The sequence below is a fragment of the Streptomyces sp. AgN23 genome, from assembly GCF_001598115.1.
In the GTDB taxonomy this organism is placed as follows: domain Bacteria; phylum Actinomycetota; class Actinomycetes; order Streptomycetales; family Streptomycetaceae; genus Streptomyces; species Streptomyces antimycoticus.
Genome location: NZ_CP007153.1, coordinates 2,206,720 through 2,227,250 on the forward strand (window position 1 = coordinate 2,206,720; position 20,531 = coordinate 2,227,250).

Sequence of the window (20,531 nt, forward strand, 5' to 3'; positions counted from 1 at the left end):
CCGGGGGGTGGCGCAACCGTAACGGCGGTCGTCACCGATGTCTTTGGCCGCGGGTCACCGAATGATGACCCATGGAAGATCGGATATGGAGCGCCAGATCGGTTATCCCATCATTCCCAGCTGTCCAGCAAGGTCGACGGGCCCGGACGCCTGCTCGACATCAGCCGGCTCGCATGTGCGGAGCGCCTTATGACGCCTTACTTCGAGAAGTACCCTCCTCAATACGGGAGCGACGCATGAACAGGACCGACTCCAGGGAGACCGCCGCCGATCTGGCCGCTGACGCCGCTCTCCTTGAGATCGCCGATGGCCTCGGCCTCTCCGCCCTCCTGGACCGGGCCGCACCCTTCACTCTCCACGAGGTGATGGCCTCTGCCGACGTGCCTGAGTCCGGTGCCGCCGCGTTTCTCGACGCACTGCTCTGCGCGGGACTGGTGGAGCGGGACGAGGACCGGCACTGTCTCCGACCCTGCTCCGACATGGCCGACCGCCGGTACGCGGCCGGATACCTCTCCTGGGCGCTCAATGCGAACCGCCCGTACATCGACAACGCGACGTTGTTCCTCCGCGATCCGGCGGCGGCAGGCGCGCGGTACCAGCGTGACGGGCGCCGGGTGGCGGTCTCGTCCCGCTGGATCGGGTCGTACGGCTTCTACCCCGGCGTCATCTCGGAGATCACCAGCCGCAAACCTCGGCGGATCGTGGATCTCGGCGCGGGAGCCGGCGGTCTGCTGATCCACCTGCTGACCGCGCTACCGGACAGCACCGGACTGGCACTGGACCTGAGCGCGGCGGCCTGCGAGGAGGCCGAACAGGCCGCCCGGCGGGCAGAGGTGGGCGATCGTCTTCAGGTGGTCAACCGGTCGATCGAATCGCTCGTCGAGGATTGCTCGCCGGTCCAGGACGCGGACGTCGTGCACGCGGGATTCGTGATGCACGACGTGGTGAGCGAACCCGACGTGCTCGATGGCGTTCTGCGCACCTGCCGCGCGTCGGTCGCGGACGGGGGGTGTCTCGTCGTCACCGACGCGGTGCCCTACGTCGCCGATCCGAGGGAGCGGAGCTTCAGCGCGCTCTTCACGTACCTGCACTCCAGCTCGATGGAGGTAACGCTGCCACCCGAGGAGGAATGGCGCGCCGCGTTCCGTCGGGCCGGGTTCTCCGACGTGACCAGCACACCGCTGCGGATGCCCGGCAGCCGGATGTTCGTCGCCGCCGGATAGGACGGGAGCGCTGTGAGGATGTCGGGTGAAGACACCGTGGCCAGGGCGAGAGCCCTCTACGAGGCGCGGGCCGAACGAGTACCCATCGCGCCGTTCACCGACGCGGCCCCCGCTTTGGGCATGGATGACGGGTATGCCGTCCAGCGTGAACTCGTGCGCATGCTCGTCGCGGACGGCGACCACGTCGTCGGGTACAAGGCGGGCCTCACGTCCGCTCCGATGCAGGACATGTTCGGCGTCGACACACCGGACTACGGCCCCGTGCTGGCCTCCACCGTGTACGCCGACGGGGCGACCGTGTCGTGCGACTCATTCATCGCGCCCAAGGTGGAGGCCGAAATCGTCTTCCGCCTCGGCGCGCCCCTCACCGGTCCGGGCATCACGCTGGAGCAGGCGCGCGGAGCCGTCGCGGAGGTCATGGCGGGGCTGGAGATAGTCGACTCCCGGATCGAGAACTGGCGCATCAAGCTCGCCGACACCATCGCTGATCTCGCGTCGAACGGTGCCGTTGCCCTGGCCCGGCCCGTCGTCCCCACCGTGGACTGCGACCCCCGTCTGATCGGCATGGTGTTCTCGCGCAACGGCGAGATCGTGGCGACCGGCGCCGGCGCCACGGCCCTGGGAGATCCGGTCGCCGTCGTGGCATGGCTGGCGAACGTGCTCGGCGAGCGCGGGGTGTCCCTGGACGCGGGGCAGTTGATCATGACGGGGGCGCTCCACGCCGCGGTCCCCATCAGCCCCGGGGACACGTTCATCGCCGAGTTCGACCGCTTGGGCTCCATCACTCTGCACGTGGACGGCTCCTAGGCAACCGTCCTTCCGACCGGAACGCCGTACTCGGGCTCGTCAAGGCGGGTCTGCGCACAAGGAAGGGCGATACAGCCATGAGTACAGCCAGGAAAAGAAGCGGGCGACTATCCGCGGCGGTGCTCGGCGCCGGCCTCATCGGAGTCGACCTGGCGGCCAAGATCATGCGTTCGCGTTCTCTCGACTGCCGGCTGGTCGTTGCACGCGACGACGACACGCCAGGTCTGCGGCACGCGACCAGGCTCGGGCTGCCGACCGCGACGGGCGGCCTCCAGTCCCTGGTCGACGCCACAGACCCGTTCGACGTGGTCTTCGACGCCACCAGCGCCGTGTCGCACGCCGAGCACGCGGAGCGGTTGAAGCCCTTCGGGACGATGCTCGTCGATCTCACACCGAGCAAGGTAGGGCGGATGGTGGTCCCGACTGTGAACGGGGCGGATGTCCTGGAGCACGGCGACATCAACATGATCAGTTGTGGCGGTCAAGCGTCGATACCGATCCTGCACGCGATCGCGCGGCGGCACCGGATCGACTACGTCGAGGTGGTGGCCACTGCGGCCAGTCTGAGCGTGGGCCGGTCCACCCGGCTGAATCTCGACGAGTACATCGAGACCACCCAGGACGCGGTCCGTGAGTTCACCGGGGTCAAGGACGTCAAGGCGATCCTCAACGTGAGCCCCGCCAAGCCGCCGGCGACCTTCCGAGTCGCCATGTCCGTGCTGGGGCAAGAGCTCACCGCGGAATCGGTGCGCGCGGCCGTGACGACCGCGACGGAGTCGGTCCGGGCATTCGCCGGTGGTTTCCAGGTCACAGCGTGCGTCGTGGAGGACGGGAAGGCCCTCATCGCCATCGAGGTCACCTCATCCGGCGACCGCATCCCGCGGTACGCGGGCAACCTCGACATCATCAACTCCGCCGCGCTTCACGTCGCCGAACTGTACGCGGCGGCCCATCTCCCGACTGCCGGCGCGGTGATGTCGTGATCCGGACGGCAGACAGGGAGAGCGGCGCGCGGAAGCCGGTTCTCGTCCATGATCCGACCCTGCGCGATGGACATCACGCGGTCCGCCACAACCTCGGCCCCGACCAACTGCGCGGGTACGCGGCCGCCGCGGACGCCGCGGGTATTCCGGTGGTCGAAGTGGGACACGGCAACGGCCTGGGCGCGTCCTCCCTCCAGGCCGGTCAGGCTCGGCTCGGCGACGACGAGATGCTGTCCGTCGTACGCGAGGCTCTGCCGAACAGCAGGATGGGCGTTTTCATGATCCCCGGATGGGGCACCGTCCAGGACCTGAAGAAGGCCATCGCCCACGACGTCGACGTGGTGCGGATCGGCACGCACTGCACCGAGGGGGACCTCGCCGAGCGGCATCTGGGGTTTCTCCGCGACGCCGGTGTCGAAGCGCACGGCGTCCTCCTGATGAGCCACATGGCCAGTCCCCGGCAACTGGCGGAGGAGTGCGCCCGGCTCGTGGAGTACGGGGCGAGCGGGGTGGGGATTCTCGACTCCTCCGGTCATTTCCTCCCGGCAGACGTGGCCGAGCGCATCGGCGCCATCCGCCACGCCGTCGACGTACCGGTGATGTTCCACGGTCACAACAACCTCGGCATGGCCGTCGCCAACTCGGTCGCCGCGGTCGAGGCGGGGGCGAGCATCGTGGACGCCTGCGCCCGGGGTTTCGGAGCGGGGGCCGGCAACACCCAGCTCGAGGTCCTGGTGCCCGTGCTGGAGCGGATGGGATTCGCCACGGGCATCGATCTGTACGGTCTCCTGGACGCGGCGGACATCGCCGGACGCGAGCTGATGCCCGCCCCGCCGGCCATCGACTCCGTCGGTGTCGTCAGTGGCCTGTCCGGAGTGTTCTCCGGCTTCAAGAACCGGGTCCTCGACATCTCCCGGCGCGAGGGGGTCGACCCGCGCGACGTCTTCTTCGAGCTGGGCGAGCGCCAAGCGGTGGCCGGCCAGGAAGACCTCATCGTGGACGTCGCGCTCGCCTTGCGGGAGGAGACCCACAGTGGCCGGCCCGCCGGGGGATCGCGGGCTTCCGGTCAGGAGTGACAGCGAAAGAGGAACACGCCATGTACGAGGTACTCAAAGGCATCCTGGTGGACGACCTCCAGATGAGGGAGGAAGAGGTCGTGCCGACGGCCGGCCGCGAGGAGGTGGGGCTCGACTCCCTCACGGCGGTGGAACTGGCGGAGCTGCTGCGGAGCCGGCTCGGCATCGAGGTCCACGACTACGAGCTGATGGACACCGCCACGGTCGCGGACATCGCGCGTCTGCTGACGGAGCGACTGCCGCACGCCGGAGCCGAGTCCGCCGAGGGGCGCCCCTGAGTCCGTCTCGCGAATGCCGGATCACCTGCCAGATCACGACGTACTGGCCTTGCGTGCTTGGGAGCCCCTTTGTCCTTGCCTCGACTCCGCGCGGTCCTCGGCCGTCTCGCCGCGTACCAGCCGACCGAAGGCGTGCACGCGGCAGCGACGCGCACGCGCCCGCTGTCGGCGAACGAATCTCCCCACGGCCCGCTGCCAGGCATCGTAGAAGCGATCACGGCGGCGGCTTCGACGGTGAACCGCTACCCCGACCCGGGGTGCGGCCAGCTGACGCGTGCGATCGCGGAGACGCACGGGATCACGGAGGACAGGGTCGTGGTGGGCGCGGGGTCCGTCGCTCTCCTCCAGACGCTGCTGCAATCCGTCGGTGACCCCGGCACCGAGGTCGTCTACGCCTGGCGGTCGTTCGAGCTCTACCCCATTCTCGCCGACCTCGCCGGTCTGCGCTCCGTGCGGGTGCCCCTGGTCCGGGACGCGCACGACCTCCCGGCCATGGCCGACCGGATCACCGACGCCACGCGACTGGTGCTCATCTGCAATCCCAACAATCCGACGGGCACGATGGTCGCCAGGGAGGAACTGCTGAAGTTCCTGGCACGCACCCCGCCGACCTGTCTGGTCGCCCTCGACGAGGCGTACTACGAGTACGCGCGCGAGCCGACCGCCTCAAGTGGCATGGAACTCGTCGAGGCGCACCCGAATCTCGTGGTGCTGCGCACGTTCTCGAAGGCGTATGGACTCGCCGGCCTCCGGGCCGGCTACCTGGTGGGTGATCCCCGCGTGGTCGAGCAGCTGCGCAAAGCCTGCCTCGTCTACGCGGTGAACGGGGTCGCGCAGCAAGCGGCCGTGGCGGCCCTCGGGCTCGAGGATCAGTTGCTGCGCCGCGTCGACGCGACGGTCAGGGAACGCGGCCGGGTCCGGGACACCTTGGTGGCCCGTGGCTGGGACGTTCCGGCCGGCCACGCCAACTTCCTCTGGCTCCGGCTGGGCGATGCCTCGGCCGAGTTCGGCAGGTGGTGCACGGGCAAGGACATCGCCGTGCGGACGTTTCCGGGCGAGGGCGTGCGCGTGTCGATCGGTTGCGCCGAGGACAACGACGCCTTCCTCGCCGCATCGGCCGAATGGCGCCGCCGCGAGCAACAAGGGCCTTGAGCAACCCCACCAAGACGGTAGGGCCCTACGAATGGCTCGCTCAGCCCGATCAGACAGGCAGGGAACAATGAATCAGAGCACTACGACGCAGCCCGTCCGGGTGGGTGACGACAGTTCGCCGTCCCGCCACGTGGTCGTCGCCCCGGGCATGTGCAGTGGCGGATCACTCATCTTCGGTCAGATCGGGGACTGGACCTGGGAGGCAGTGGCGGCCGCCTGCCACACCAATGTGCACGCGGCCCGCACCTCCGAGGGGCAGCCTGCCTACCTGTCCTTCTACTACTTCCACGTACGCGGCGGCGACGTCGTCCATCCCCACGGCCTCACCTTCGGCGACGAGCTCCAGGTGACCTCCCGGGTGTTCCAGTTCGGCAGCCAGTCGGTGATCACGCTCCACCGGCTCGCGCCGGCAGGGCTGGGCCTGGCCGACGCGCCGTTGGATCCCGCGGAGCTGTACGAGCACCCCCACCCGGACTGTCTCTACGCCGAGAACTTCAACCGCTGGATCGCTCGTAGCCGCCCGAGCAGCAACCGGCAGTTGTCCCAGGTCGCGCCTCCGGACTTCGCTTACAGCGGCCTCCCCCGGCTGCCCAACGCCTACTCGCCGCGCACCCTGGTCGGACGCGCCCGAGAGACGGGCAGCTTCTACTCGGCGGGGCCGCCCGGCCTCCTCGCGGCCGGGCCGCCCCACACGTCCGAGTACGCGCTGGACGTCGCACGCGACCTCAACGGTGCCGGGCTCGTGTACTTCGCCTCGTACTTCTCCATCTTCGACACGGCGCTGCTGCGCGTATGGCGGTCGCTCGGCCGCGGCGACGAGCGGTTCTTGCGGCGCAAGGTGGTCGACCAGAAGGTCGGGTACTTCGGCAACGCCGACCCGGGCGCGGTGTTCACCATCACGGTGCGCAGGTGGCTCAGCACGGCGCAGCCGCGGATCGAGATCGCCGACATGGCCATGCGTGACTCCGGCACGGGTCGTCTGCTCGCCGTCGCCGGCATCGAGATCGACGTCGAAGCGTCCTGACCGCCATGCTCTGCGGCCACCACGTCTCCCACCCGGCACCCGACTATTTCCTCCGGGAGAAGCCGAAGCCTTGCCGCTCGTACTCGAATTCTCCGAGCTGTCGCCCGTTCCCACCGGCGCGCCGCTCCAGGAAGCGAAGCATCGGCCCGGTCATGGCGGTGGTCACCAGAGCCATGAGGATCATCAGGGAGTAGAAGGAGGCGTCGATCACCGCCAGTTCGAGGCCCGCGGTCAACATCACGATCTCGGTGAGACCGCGGGTGTTCATCAACGCTGCCAGGGCCGTCGACTGCAGCCTGGGAATCCCGCTCAGCCGCGCACCCACGAAGGCACCGAGGAGCTTTCCGACGAGGGCCACGAGCAGGATGAGGGCCAGTTCCCCGAGTCCGGCGAAACCGATCCCGGAGAGGTCCACCCGCACTCCCGACAGGACGAAGTACACGGGCAGTAGAAGAACACTGCCGATCGACTCGATGTACCCGGTGAGCTCGGACCTGACATCGGTCCGCTGAGTGCGGGGTACCACCGTACCGAAAAGGAAGGCCCCGAAGATGAAGTGGATCCCCACCCACTCGGCGGCCCAGCAGGAGAGCATGAGCCCGGTCAATACGGCTACCAGTGGGCCGGTCGTGCCCCCACTCTCCTCCGCTGCGGTGAACACCCGGCGCAGCAGGGGGCGTACCAACGTCAGCATCGCGATCAGGCCAAGGGGCACCAGCAGCAACCGCGCCTGACCGGTACCCCCGTTGACGGTCACGACGAGGCCGAGAAGCAGCCAGGCCAGAACATCGCCGATGCCCGCGCCGGCCAGGGCGATGCCACCGAGACGGGTCCGGTCCAGTCCGCGGTCGGTCAAGATCCTCGCCAGCACCGGGAACGCCGTCACCGACATCGCCGCGCCCAGGAAGAGCACGAAACCGGACTGGCTGTGCACGTGGTGATCGCGGACCAGGTACAGCGCGAGCAGCGCACCGAGGACGAAGGGCACCGCCACGGACCAGAGTGAGATCCGAACGGCGACCCGCGCCTTGCCGCGCAGCTCGTCGAATGGCAGCTCATAGCCGATGACGAACATGAACAGGGCCAGGCCGACGTTGGCAAACGCCGCCAACAGCGGGCGAGTGTCCGGGGGGAACAGGAAATCCGCGAGGGCGCCGCCGAACAGCGATGGCCCGATGAGGATTCCGGCCAGGATCTCCCCAACCACGGCAGGCTGTCGCAGGAGACGGGCCCCGGCGCCGAAAAGCCTGCTGAGAACCAGGACCGCGACGAGGCCAAGGAACAACCACTGCACCTGGTGAGTAGTCAGCACATGGGGTCCCTCAGGAAGGCCGTTCGGGGCGAGCCCAGTGCATGCCGTCGGGTGACTCGACCAGACCGCCCTCGTACAGGGGAGCATCCCCCACGCTCTCGCCGAAGAGCGCCTGGACCTGAACCCGGGATCCCTGCCAGTGGATCTTCCGCGACTGCTCCAGCAGATCCGCCCTGCGTTCCTGGCTGAGGGAGGGCGCGGTACCGATCAGTGCCTCCTCATTGGACGCGCCGCCGCCTACCAGTTCCGCGAATGACTCCGCCGCCGAGGCGGAACTCCCGATGACGTCCTTCGCCTCACGGAAGTAGGCGTGTTCATCCTTCTGCAGGTCGTAGAAAGCGACCAGGAAGTCGTGGAATACGTCATACTCCCTGCGGTAACGGGCTTCGTACTCGCGGAAGCAGTGGGCCTCGTCGATGACACCGCCCAGTGTGGTGTTGATCGATCGGGCCGCCAACAGGGCACTGTACGTGGACAGATGAACGCCGGAGGAGAAGAGCGGGTCGATGAAGCAGGCGGCGTCGCCGACCAGCACCATACCGGGCCGCCAGAATTTCTCTTGAATGTAGGAGTAATCCTTGCGGACGCGGACCTCCCCGTACGGCCCCTCGGTGACTCGCTCTGCCTCCGACAGGTAGTCGGCGATGAGGGGGCACTCCTCGATCAGGCCCTCCAACACCTTGTCCCGGGGCCCGTCCTGGAGGCGTGCCAGCGCCTCACGCCTCAGCACCGCACCGACACTGGTGAGCTCATCGGAGAGCGGAATGTACCAGAACCAGCCGAGATCGAATGACGCGCAGGTGATGTTGCCCGTCCAGGGGGCAGGCGTTCGCTTTCCGCCTGTGAAGTAACCGAATACGGCGATGTTCTGGAATACGTCCGAGTATTTACGCGCACCGCCGATCCGATTGTGTATGCGGCTCTTGTTTCCCGAGGCATCCGCTACGAATCTGGCACGGACCTCCCGCCGGACGCCTTCGGCGTCGTCGTACCGCACACCGCGGATCCGCCCCTCCTCCTCGAGAACGCCCACGACCTCGCTGCGTTCACGGACGTCCACACCCTTACTGCGGGCATTGTCCAGGAGGATCTTGTCAAACTTCATGCGCTCGACCTGGTAGGCGTAAGAGGTCGGGCCGGAGAACTTTTCGGAAACGGAGAAATCGAAGGTCCAGGGCTCAGCGTTGAGCCCCCACCGGAAGGTGCCTCCGTGCTTCTTCATGAAGCCGGAATTCGCCAGCTCATCCGTGACTCCGAGGAGGCGGCAGATCCCGTGCACCGTGGACGGGAGCAGCGACTCGCCGATCTGGTGCCGCGGGAACTCCTCCTTTTCCAGGAGCAACACCCGATGGCCCTGGAGTGCCACGAGCGTCGAAAGCGTGGATCCACCAGGACCGCCCCCGACGACCACTACGTCATAATCTGATTCAACAGCAGAATTCACGTCTTTCGCTGCCTCTCATATCGTTCGCCGGTGGGCAACGGTTCTCCAAATCTCTGCCATCATCACGCGCGGCAGTAAGCCCGGCATCGGCAAGAGCCACCGTTACACAACGTGTCTCGGCCCGCGTCGGTCGCGAGCGACGCCGTCATGCTCGGGGTCGTGGCCTCAGCAGGGGCCTCGGTCGCTTGGGGGGAGCCGCGTACGCGGCGAGCAGGTAGTCGGCCAGAGCGGTCGGCGTGGCGTGGGCGAACACCGTCGCGGCGGTGAGATGGATGCCCGTGGCCGCGCTGAGCCGGTTGCGCAGGCGCATGGCGGTCAGGGAGTCGAATCCCACCTCCGTGAAGCGACGACCAGGGGCAATCGCGTCCACACCGGTGTGCCCCAGCACGACGGCGGCATGGGCTCGCACGAGTTCCAGCAGCTCCCGCCCCCGTTCGACCTCGGGCAAGGCTCGGAGGCGGCCGGCGAGGGCGGCCGGATCCTCGGCCCGCGTCGCAGCGGTGTCGTCGGCCGCGTCAGTCATGAGCTTCCGCACGTCCGGGATACCGCTGAGCAGCCGTTCCAACGAGCGGGCTCCGAACGCGACGCCGAAGCGATGCCAGTCGGCGTCGACCACGACGGAGGTCCCGCCCTCCACCAGTGACCGCTCCATCGCCATGAGTGCCGATCGCGGATCCATCGGGGCCAGACCGCTGCGCCGGACGTTGCGGCTGACCTCGCTGCTGCTGACGGCCATACCTTCGTCGGCCCATGGCCCCCACGCCACCGAGGTAGCCGTCAGCCCCTCAGCCCGCCGCTGCTCAGCCAGCGCGTCCACAAGCGCGTTCGCCACCGCATAGTTCGCCTGTCCGGCAGAACCCACGACGCCCGCGAACGAGGAGAACAGCACGAACGCCGAGAGTCCCAAGTCCTTTGTGACCTCGTGCAGATGCCATGCCGCCTCGCTCTTCGACCGCAAGACCTCCTCGAACCGCTCCACGGTCAGCCCTTCCAGCACCCCGTCGTCCAGGACCCCGGCCGTGTGAACGACTCCTGTCAACGGCGCCCGCGCTGTCACGCCCGCCACCACGTCGGCGACGGCCCTCCGGTCACCCACGTCGCAGGCCACCAGCTCGACCTTCGTACCCAGGCCCTCCAGCTCCTTGCGCACGTCATCCGCCCCGTCGGCCCCGGGGCCGCGGCGGGACACGAGAACCAAGCGATCAGCGCCGGCGCGTGCCAGCCACCGCGCCACGTGCCGGCCCAACGCTCCCGTACCGCCGGTGACCAACACGGTCCCCGAGGGCTGCCACCCGGCACCACGGCGTCCGCCGGCGGCGGCCCGCACCACACGGCGGCAGAACACCCCCGCGCCTCGGACCGCCGTCTCGCTCTCCCCCGAGCCGCCGGCGAGTACCCATGTCAGACGATCCGTGATCCATCCGTCCAGCACGTCCGGCAGGTCCACCACCCCGCCCCAACGCTCCGGAGCCTCGAGACCGATCACACGTCCCAGGCTCCACACCCCCGCCTGCTCTGTGCTCCGCACCCGTTCCGTTCCGTTCACGGACATGGCTCCGCGGGTGACGCACCACACCGGGGCGCGCACTCCCACCTCGCCCGCCGCCTGCACCATGGCCAGCGTCAACGCCACCCCCAGCGGCACCGACCCATACACCGCGTGCCGTCCTTCCGCGAGCGCCAGCAACGACAGCACGCCGACGATCCTCGCGTCACCGGCCCGTGCCAGCGCCGCGCGCAACGGTCCGGCCGCCGCGTCGCCGTCCGTGGCGCTCGACGCCAGCTCCACGACCACGGGGGACGCCCCGGCCCTCTCCACCGACTTCACGACGTGCGACACCCACGCATCCCCGGTGTGCCCCTCGGGGACGATCACCAGCCACACCCCCGTCAGCGTGCCTGTCCCACCGGCCACCGGCCACCACGCCACCCGGTAGCGCCAGGCGTCCACCGATCCCAGCTCCCGTCGACGCCGCCGCCATGCCGACAGCACCGGGAGCACCGCCGTCAGCGACTCACCGGTGCCGTCTCCGTCCTCGACCGACAGCTCGCTCGCGAGCGCGCTCGCGTCACCACGCTCCACCGCCTCCCAGAAACCGGCGTCCGCCAGGCCCCCGGGCACCGCGTCACCGGCGGTCGTCGCGGCGGTCTCAGCGGTCGAGCGCAGCCAGAAGCGCTCCCGTTGGAAGGCGTACGTGGGCAGGTCCACGCGTCGCGGCGACGAACCGCCGGCGGCGATGACGGCTGCCCAGTCCACCGCCACGCCCCGCACGTACGCCTGGGCGAGCCCGTCGACGACGGAGCTGGTCTCGTCCGCGTCCCTCCGCAGGACCGGCGCGAACACCGCGTCGGGCAGGCACTCGTGTCCCATTCCGGAAAGCACACCGTCAGGACCGAGTTCGACGAACGTCGTTACTCCCTGCCCGGCCAGGGCCCCCACCCCATCGGCGAAGCGCACCGTCTCCCGCACATGCCGCACCCAGTAATCAGGCGCGCACAGCTCGTCGGCCGAGGCCATCGCGCCCGTCACATTCGACACCACCGGAAGGTGCGGCGCGCGGAAGGAGAGCCCGTCCACCACCTCGCGGAACGGGGCGAGCATCGGCTCGGTCAACGGCGAGTGGAAGGCGTGCGACACCCTCAGCCGCTTCGCCTCCACGCCCCGTTCCGCCAACACCCCCACCACCTCGGCTACGGCTGCTTCCCTTCCCGAGAGCACGACGGACCCGGGGCTGTTGACCGCCGCGACGCTCACCTCGTCCGCATACCCCGCCAGCAACGGCAACACCTCCGCCTCCGCCTCCCGCACCGACACCATCACCCCGCCCCCGGGCAACTCCCCCATCAACCGACTCCGAGCCGCCACCAACGCACAGGCGTCCTCCAACGACAACACTCCCGCCACATGTGCGGCCACCACCTCCCCCAACGAATGGCCACCCACGAAATCCGGCCGCACACCCCACGACTCCACCAGCCGGAACAGCGCCACCTCGACCGCGAACAGTCCGCACTGCGTGAACTCCGTTAGGGCCAACGCGTCCACGTCCCCGAACACCACCTCCCGCAACGACCGGTCCAGCAGGGCGTCGAAGCGCGTGCACGCCGCGTCGAAAGCCTCCGCGAACACCGGGAAGCTCTCGTACAGCTCCCGCCCCATGCCGATGCGCTGGCTGCCCTGCCCCGAGAACAACACCGCCGACTTCCCGGGCAGAACGGCGCCGCGCACCACACCAGCCGCCGGCTGCCCCGACGACAAGGCCGCCAAGCCCGCCAACAGCCCATCACGCCCCGCGGCCAACACCACACCACGGTGCTCGAACACCGACCGGGACGTCACCAGTGACGACGCCACCTCCACAGGCGACAGGCCGTCATCGGCCCGCACGAACTGCGCCAAACGCTCCGCCTGCGCACGCAACGCCACCTCCGACCTTCCGGAAACCACACACGCCACCACGCCTGCCTCATCCGCTGACGCCTCCACGCGCTCCTCCGGCGGAGCCTGCTCCACGATCACGTGCGCATTCGTCCCGCTGATGCCGAACGACGAGACGCCCGCACGCCTCGGCCCTCCCTCCTCAGGCCACTCCACCGCGTCCCGCAACAGCTCCACCCCACCGGCCGACCAATCCACGTGCGGCGTCGGCTCATCGATGTGCAGCGAGGGCGGCAGCACACCGTGCCGCAGCGCAAGCACCACCTTCATCACGCCTGCCACACCGGCGGCCGCCTGGGTATGCCCGATGTTCGACTTCAGTGACCCCAGCCACAACGGCCGACCCCCGCGCGCCCGCTCGCGCCCATACGTCGCCAGCAACGCCTGCGCCTCGATCGGATCCCCCAGCCTCGTCCCCGTACCATGCGCCTCCACCGCGTCAACGTCCGCCGCCGACACCCCCGCGTCCGCCAACGCTCCCCGAATCACCCGCTGCTGCGACGGACCATTCGGAGCCGTCAACCCATTCGACGCACCATCCTGATTCACCGCGGAGCCGCGCACCACCGCCAACACCCGATGCCCCCGCCGCCGAGCATCGGACAACCGCTCCACCACCAATACCCCCACACCCTCGGCGAGCGACGTCCCGTCCGCGGCCGACGCGAACGCCCTGCACCGCCCGTCGAGTGCCAGACCGCGCTGCCTGCTGAAACCCATGAATGGGCCGGGATTCGGCATCACGGCGACACCGCCGGCCAGCGCCAGGTCGCACTCGCCCTGGCGCAGCGACCGCACCGCCAGATGCAGGGCCACCAGCGACGACGAACACGCCGTGTCCACCGTCACCGCGGGCCCCTCGAAACCGAAGGTGTAGGCCACGCGCCCGGACAGGACGCTGGCCGCGGTCCCCGTCATCAGGTGGCCTTCGGAACCCTCCACCGCCTCGTGCAGCCGCGGGCCGTACTCCTGGTAGTGGGATCCGACGAAGACACCTGTCCTGCTGCCGCGCAGCGACGATGGAACCAGCCCGGCGCGTTCGAGCGCCTCCCACGAGGTCTCCAGCACCAGACGCTGCTGCGGGTCCATCGCCACCGCCTCATGCGGTGAGATCCCGAAGAACCCCGCGTCGAACGCGGCTGCGTCGTAGAGGAACCCGCCCTGACGCGCATACGTCTTGCCGGGCGCGTCAGGGTCCGGGTCGTAGATGCCGTCGAGATCCCAGCCGCGGTCGGTGGGCAGTCCGCCGATAGCGTCCCCGCCGGAGACGACGAGCTGCCACAACTCCTCCGGGGACGTCACGCCGCCCGGATAGCGGCAGCTCATCCCGACGATCGCGATGAGGTCATCGTGGGACATGCCATCGCTTCCGCCGGCCGGGGACGTCGCCGCCGCGCCGTCGGCCTGCCCCACCAGTTCGGCCAGGATGTATTCGCTCAGTGCCTTGCTGTTCGGGTAGTCGAAGGCCAGCGTGGCGGGCAGACGCAACCCGGTCGTCGCACTCAGCAGATTACGCAGCTCGACCGCCGTCAGCGAGTCGAGACCGAGATCCTTGAACGCCCGGTCGGACTCGACCGCGTCAGGCGTGGCGTGCCCCAACACGGCCACCACCTGCGCGTGGATGAGCTCCAGCACGGTGTGGCCGCGGTCGGCGAGGCTCATGCCGAGCAGCCGCTGCCGCAATTCGGTGGCCTGGTCGACCGTGCGGAGCGCGTCGGCGTGGACGGCAGCGCGTCGTGCGGGGATCGGCCGTCGCAGGAGTCCCTTGAGCATGGCGGGTACCGCGGTGCCGGAGACGGCCGGGGCACCGGTGTCCAGCCGGGCGGGTACCACCAGGCTCTCCGCCAGGGCATGCGCCGAGTCGAAAAGCCGCAATCCCTCGTCTGACGAGAACGGCACCACACCGACCCGCGCCATCCGCGACAAATCCGCCTCGCCCAGGTGCTCCGTCATACCGGAACGCTCGGCCCACATGCCCCACGCCAACGACACGCCGGTCAGACCCAGAGCACGACGATGCGCGGCGAGCCCATCCAGGAAGGTGTTCGCCGCCGCGTAATTCGCCTGCCCCGCCGAGCCCAATACACCAGCGGCCGACGAGAACAGCGCGAACAGCGCCACATCATGACGCCGCGTCAACTCATGCAGATTCCACGCCCCCGCCACCTTCGCCCGCAACACCGCGTCAACCCGCTCCGGCGTCAGCGACGCCACGGTCCCGTCGTCCAACACCCCCGCGGCATGAACCACGCCCGTCACACCACGCCCGGCGGGCAATCGCTCGACCGTCTCCGCCAGGGCGTCGCGATCAGCCACATCGCATGCGGCGACGGTCACGGACGCACCCATGCCGGTCAGCTCCGCCTCAAGCTCCGGCATGCCCTCGGCCGCCGAGCCACGACGAGTGACCAGCAGCAGGTGACGCACCCCATGCTCGGCCACCAGATGCCGAGCCACCACACCGCCCAGCACGCCCCCCGCGCCCGTCACCAGCACCACCCCCTCCGGGTCCAGGGTGGCCGGAACGCTCAACACCAGCTTCCCCACGTGCCGCGCCTCACGCATGAACCGAAACGCCTCGCTCGCCCGGCGCACATCCCACACCCGCGTCGGCAACCGCTTGAGCGCACCCTGCTCGAAAAGGCCGACGATCTCCGTGAGCATCTCCCCGATGCGCTCCGGCCCTGCCTCCACCAGGTCGAACGCCCGGTATGCCACTCCGGGGTGCGCCGCCGCGACCTCGTCAGCGGACCGCACGTCCGCCTTCCCCATCTCGATGAAACGCCCGCTCTCGCCGAGCAGCCGCAGCGAGGCGTCGACGTACTCACCCGCCAGGGAGTCCAGCACGACATCAACACCACGCTCACCCGATACCGAGCGGATCCGCTGCTCGAACTCCAGCGACCGCGACGACGCCAGATGCGCGTCGTCAACTCCCAGGCCGCGCAACACGTCCCACTTGCCAGGGCTGGCGGTGGCGAAGACTCGGAGGCCGAACACCCGCGCCAGCTGCACCGCCGCCATCCCCACCCCACCGGCCGCGGAGTGCACCAGCAGCGACTCACCGGGCCGCACGCCCGCCAGCTCGCGCAACGCGTACAACGCCGTCACGAACACGACCGGAACAGACGCGGCTTCGGTGAACGACCAGCCGTCCGGGATCCGGGTCAGGGTGCGGTGGTCCGCCACCGCCAGCGGCCCGAAACCGCCGGTCCACAGACCCATCACGCGATCACCGACGGCGCAGGACTCGACCCCCGGGCCGGTGGCCACCACCACGCCGGCTCCTTCACTTCCCATCAGCGCCTGATGGTCCGGATACATGCCCAGCGAGATGAGCACATCACGGAAGTTCAGTCCTGCCGCGCGTACGGCGACGCGCACCTCGAACTCACCCAGTTCACCAGCCGCGTCTTGAGCCGTCGCCAGGGTCAGCCCCTCCAGCGTGCGCTCCCTCGAAGGCTCCAGCCGCCATGGCCGCCCCTCGTCCACGGGCACCAATACTCCACTCGCTGGGCCTTGAGTCAGGCGCGGCACCAGTACCTCACCCCTGCGCACGGCTACCTGCGGTTCACCGGTCAACACCGCCTCGCGCAGGGCGTCCAGCGAAGCGCCGGCGTCGTCCACGTCCACAAGGACCAACCGCTCCGGGTGTTCGGACTGGGCCGAGCGCACCAGTCCCCACACCGGGGCCGCGGCCAGATCACGCACATCCTCACCGGCCTCGACCGCCACCGCACCCCGCGTGACCACAACCAGCCGCGATCCAGCGAACCGCTCCTCCGCCAACCACCCCTGTACCCAGCACAGAACCCGGTCGACCGCCGCACTCACCTCCGAGACGACACCCCGATCACCAACACAGCCAACACACACCACTACAATCTCGGGCGCACACTCGCCCATCTCGTCGAAAGCCGCGAACCCCTCCGCCCCCAACACCTCGATCACCCCGAAATGGTCCCCCCCGACCACCGCGCACCCCCGTACCCCAACCTCCGGCCCCGCGGCCGGCGACGCGGGCACCCACTCCACGCGATACAGCGACTCCCCCACCGCAGCAGCGGCCGCGAACTCCCCCTCTCCCACCGGACGCGTCACCAAGGCGTCCGCCGACGCCACCGGCACCCCTGCCCCGTCGGCCACCGCTACCGACACCCCACCGTCGCCGGCCGGCACCACCCGCACTCGCACCACCGAAGCCCCGACCGCGTACAACGAGACGCCATTCCACGCAAACGGCAACCGGATTCCCGCGGCCTTCATATCGGTGGCCGTATCATGGTGGGCCGACCAGACGTGGAGTGCCGCATCCAGCAACGCGGGATGTACCCCGAACCGGCTCGCCTCGGTTCGCATGTCCTCCGGCAGCGCCACTTCGGCGAAGAGCTCATCACCTCGGCGCCAGGCAGCCCGCAGTCCACGGAACGCCGGGCCGTACGCGAGCCCGGTGGCCGCCAGCCGTTCGTAGAGCCCCGCGGTCTCGACCGCCTGGGCGCCGGTCGGCGGCCAGACGCTCAGATCCGCGGAGGCCGCTGTCGGGCCGGCGGCGGTCAGCGTGCCTCTCGCGTAACGCGTCCATGACTCACTCGGCGCGTCGTCGCGGCGCGCGTATACGCTGAATGTGCGGTGTCCCGTTTCCCGCGGCCCGCTCACGGCCAGTTGCACCTGGACCGCGGCGTCCTCGGGCAGCACCAACGGCGTCTCGAGCGTGAGCTCTTCCAGCCGATCACATCCGGCGGCGTCGCCCGCTCGCAACGCCAATTCGACAAACGCCGTACCGGGCAGCACGACACGGCCCAGCACCGCATGGTCAGCGAGCCAGGCATGGGTACGAAGCGACAGACGGCCCGTCAACAGGAGACCCTCGGAGTCGGGCAACGGAACGACGGCTCCCAGCAAGGGGTGCTCGGCCGAGGCCAGTCCTGCCGATGACACGTCACCGGCCTCAGCCGCCTCGGACTCCAGCCAGTATCGGCGGCGTTGGAAGGCATACGTCGGCAGGTCCACGCGGCGCGCACCGGTACCGGCGAACACCTCCCGCCAATCGACGTCGGCGCCACCCACGAACGCCTCGGCCGCAGACTTCAAGAACCGCGCCGGCCCACCCTCGTCACGACGCAGTGACCCGACCACCGTCGCCTGCGTTCCGTGGTCATCGGCTGTCTGCTCGATCCCCATGGTCAGTACCGGATGGGCACTGGCCTCCACGAACACCTGGATACCCTCGCCCAGCACAACCCGTACCGTCTCATCGAAGCGGACCGTCTGCCGCAGGTTCCGATACCAGTAGGCGGCATCCAACTCCGCCGTATCCAGCACCCCGCCGGTCACGGTCGAATAGAACGGCACCGCCGACGACCGCGGAGCGATCCCCGCGAGGTCGCCGAGCAACTCGTCCTCGATCGCCTCCACATGTGCGCAGTGCGAGGCGTAATCCACCGGAACCCGGCGCGCCCGTACTCCGTCACGTTCGCACCGCACCAGCAGTTCCTCGAGCGCGTCGGTGTCACCCGACACCACCACGGCCGAGGGCCCGTTCACCGCCGCCACCGACAGCCGTTCGCACCACGCGGACAGCCGCTCCCGCACCTCGGCGACAGGAAGACCGACGGACACCATGCCGCCTCGGCCCGACAGCGCCCGCAACGCCCGGCTGCGCAGCGCAACCACTCGCGCCGCGTCCGGCAACGACAACCCGCCCGCGACACACGCGGCCGCGATCTCTCCCTGGGAGTGACCGATCACCGCCGCCGGCACCACACCGTACGAACGCCACAGCTCGGCCAATGACACCATCACCGCCCACAACACCGGCTGCACCACGTCCACCCGGCCCAGCCAGCCGTCCCCGTCGGTGCACCGCAAGACGTCGAGCAGCGACCATTCCACATACGGCGCCAACGCGACGGCGCACTCGCCCATCCGCTCCGCGAACACCGGCGAGGAATCCAGCAGCTCCGCCGCCATCCCGGCCCACTGCGATCCCTGCCCCGGAAAAACGAGCGCCACTTCGGTGCCGTGTCGTGCGACGCCCGCGACGAGCCCCGGAGTGTCGTGGTCCGCGACGTACGTCTCCAGCTCGCGTACGGCGCCCGCGTGGTCCGGCGCGAGGACCACCGCGCGGTGGTCGAAGACGGTCCGGGTGGTTGCGAGGGCCAGGCCGGTGTGCACCGCGGCAACCCCCGGATGCCTTCGCGCGTGGTCCAGCAGCCGGGCGGCCTGGCCGCGCAAACCCGCCGCGGACCTGGCCGAGAACACCCACGGGACGAGCGGGAGCGATGCCGAAGCCACCCCGGACGGTACGGCGCCGTCATCCGATGCGCCGTCCGCTTCGCCCTCCGGCGGGTTGGGCGCCTGCTCGATGATGGCGTGCGCGTTGGTGCCACTGATGCCGAACGAGGAGACACCTGCCCGGCGCGGTTGCTCACCCTGCTGCCAGGGGGTGGCCTCGGTGAGGAGTCGGACGGTGCCGGCCGACCAGTCGACGTGCGGCGACGCCTCGTTGACGTGCAGAGTGGGCGGCAGCACGCCGTGCCGCATGGCCAGCACCATCTTGATCACACCGGCCACGCCCGCGGCGGCTTGGGTGTGCCCGATGTTGGACTTCACCGAGCCCAGCCACAACGGCCGGTCCTCGTCCCGGTCGCGACCGTACGTGGCCAGCAGCGCCTGCGCCTCGATCGGGTCGCCCAGCGTCGTGCCCGTACCGTGCGCCTCCACGACGTCGATCTCACCCGCGGTCAGCCCCGCGTTCGCCAACGCCGCCCGGATCATCCGCTGCTGCGAGGGACCGTTCGGCGCGGACAACGCGCTGCTGGCCCCATCCTGGTTGATCGCGGTACCGCGTACGACGGCCAGCACCGGATGGCCGTCGCGGTGCGCATCGGACAGCCGCTCCAGGAACAGCATGCCGACGCCTTCGGCAAGCCCGAAGCCATCCGCGGCGGCTGAGAAGGGTTTGCACCGTCCGTCCGGGGCGAGCCCGCGCTGCCGGCTGAAGCTGATGAAGGTACCGGGCGTGGCCATGACCGTGACACCGCCGACCAGCGCGCTGGAGCACTCGCCTTGGCGCAGGGACTGTACGGCCAGGTGCAGGGCCACCAGCGAGGAGGAGCACGCCGTGTCCACCGTCATCGCGGGACCCTCCAGGCCGAGGGTGAAGGCGACCCGTCCGGACACGACGCTGAGACCAGTGCCGGTCATCAGGTGGCCCTCGACACCTCCGGTCGCCCTGTGCAGGCGCGGGCCATAGGCCGGGGCGACGGTTCCGATGAAGACACCGGCCTGACTTCCCTTGAGCGACACGGGATCGATGCCCGACCGTTCGATGGCTTCCCACGACGCTTCCAGCAGCAGCCGCTGCTGCGGGTCCATCGCCAGCGCCTCACGCGGCGAGATCCCGAAGAAGTCGGCATCGAAGTCCCCCGCGTCGGTGAGGAAGCCGCCTTCACGGGTGTAAGAGGTGCCCGGCCGGTCGGGATCCGGGTCGTACACGGCGTCGACGTCCCAGCCACGGTCCGTGGGAAAGGGCGCGATCACGTCCTGTGCGCCGTCCAGCAGCTCCCAGAACTCCTCGGGAGTCCGCACACCACCGGGGTAGCGGCAGCTCATCCCGACGATCGCGATCGGCTCGCGCGCCGCCGCCTCCACGTCCTGAAGGCGCTGTCGGGTCTCATGGAGATCGGCGGTCACCCGTCGGAGGTAGCCGAGGAGCTTTTCGTGGTCCGACATCAATACCTCACGGGATTGAGCTTCGGGAGCGTGGGTGTACGGCGTGCGGTTGGTGTACG

The 20,531-nt window shown here is 69.4% G+C and carries 10 protein-coding genes; 7 read left to right on the forward strand and 3 right to left on the reverse strand.

Annotated features, from left to right (window positions below):
- Positions 1-236 precede the first annotated feature (236 nt).
- The 7 genes from AS97_RS09580 (at position 237) to AS97_RS09610 (ending at position 6,543) form a co-directional block, all read left to right on the forward strand.
- A complete protein-coding gene (locus AS97_RS09580; protein ID WP_059147524.1) occupies positions 237-1,223 on the forward strand; it encodes a class I SAM-dependent methyltransferase in 987 nt (328 codons plus the stop codon).
- 18 nt (positions 1,224-1,241) lie between these two features.
- The gene (locus tag AS97_RS09585) at positions 1,242-2,030 is read left to right on the forward strand and encodes a fumarylacetoacetate hydrolase family protein (protein ID WP_210564699.1); all 789 of its coding nucleotides are present in this window, start codon (positions 1,242-1,244) and stop codon (positions 2,028-2,030) included.
- Between the two features lie 77 nt (positions 2,031-2,107).
- Positions 2,108-3,013 carry an acetaldehyde dehydrogenase (acetylating) gene (locus AS97_RS09590; RefSeq protein ID WP_210564700.1) on the forward strand — a complete coding sequence of 302 codons (906 nt, stop codon included), beginning with the start codon at positions 2,108-2,110 and terminating at the stop codon, positions 3,011-3,013.
- Complete coding sequence (dmpG, locus tag AS97_RS09595; RefSeq protein WP_059147521.1) at positions 3,010-4,089, forward strand: 4-hydroxy-2-oxovalerate aldolase; 1,080 nt, start codon at positions 3,010-3,012, stop codon at positions 4,087-4,089. The genes AS97_RS09590 and dmpG overlap by 4 nt, the downstream gene beginning before the upstream one ends.
- Positions 4,090-4,109: 20 nt before the next feature.
- Entirely contained in the window at positions 4,110-4,367 is a 258-nt protein-coding gene (locus AS97_RS09600) for an acyl carrier protein (protein WP_210564701.1), read from the forward strand.
- A gap of 75 nt (positions 4,368-4,442) precedes the next feature.
- On the forward strand, positions 4,443-5,519 hold the full coding sequence (locus tag AS97_RS09605) for a histidinol-phosphate transaminase (protein ID WP_247204300.1): 1,077 nt from the start codon (positions 4,443-4,445) through the stop codon (positions 5,517-5,519).
- Positions 5,520-5,586: 67 nt separating this feature from the next.
- Positions 5,587-6,543: an LnmK family bifunctional acyltransferase/decarboxylase gene (locus AS97_RS09610; RefSeq protein ID WP_210564703.1), complete on the forward strand. Its 957-nt coding sequence runs from the start codon at positions 5,587-5,589 to the stop codon at positions 6,541-6,543.
- Between the two features lie 43 nt (positions 6,544-6,586).
- Here AS97_RS09610 and AS97_RS09615 read toward each other — a convergent pair whose 3' ends face one another.
- The 3 genes from AS97_RS09615 to AS97_RS47135 all read right to left on the reverse strand — a co-directional run bounded on the left by AS97_RS09615 (position 6,587) and on the right by AS97_RS47135 (position 20,472).
- Positions 6,587-7,855 (reverse strand): cation:proton antiporter, encoded by a 1,269-nt coding sequence (locus tag AS97_RS09615; protein ID WP_247204301.1) that lies wholly within the window; start codon positions 7,853-7,855, stop codon positions 6,587-6,589.
- 10 nt (positions 7,856-7,865) lie between these two features.
- Positions 7,866-9,299 (reverse strand): tryptophan 7-halogenase, encoded by a 1,434-nt coding sequence (locus AS97_RS09620; RefSeq protein ID WP_210564704.1) that lies wholly within the window; start codon positions 9,297-9,299, stop codon positions 7,866-7,868.
- 145 nt (positions 9,300-9,444) lie between these two features.
- Positions 9,445-20,472, reverse strand: coding sequence for a type I polyketide synthase (locus tag AS97_RS47135; RefSeq protein WP_282615678.1), 11,028 nt, complete (start codon positions 20,470-20,472; stop codon positions 9,445-9,447).
- Between the last annotated feature and the right edge of the window lie 59 nt (positions 20,473-20,531).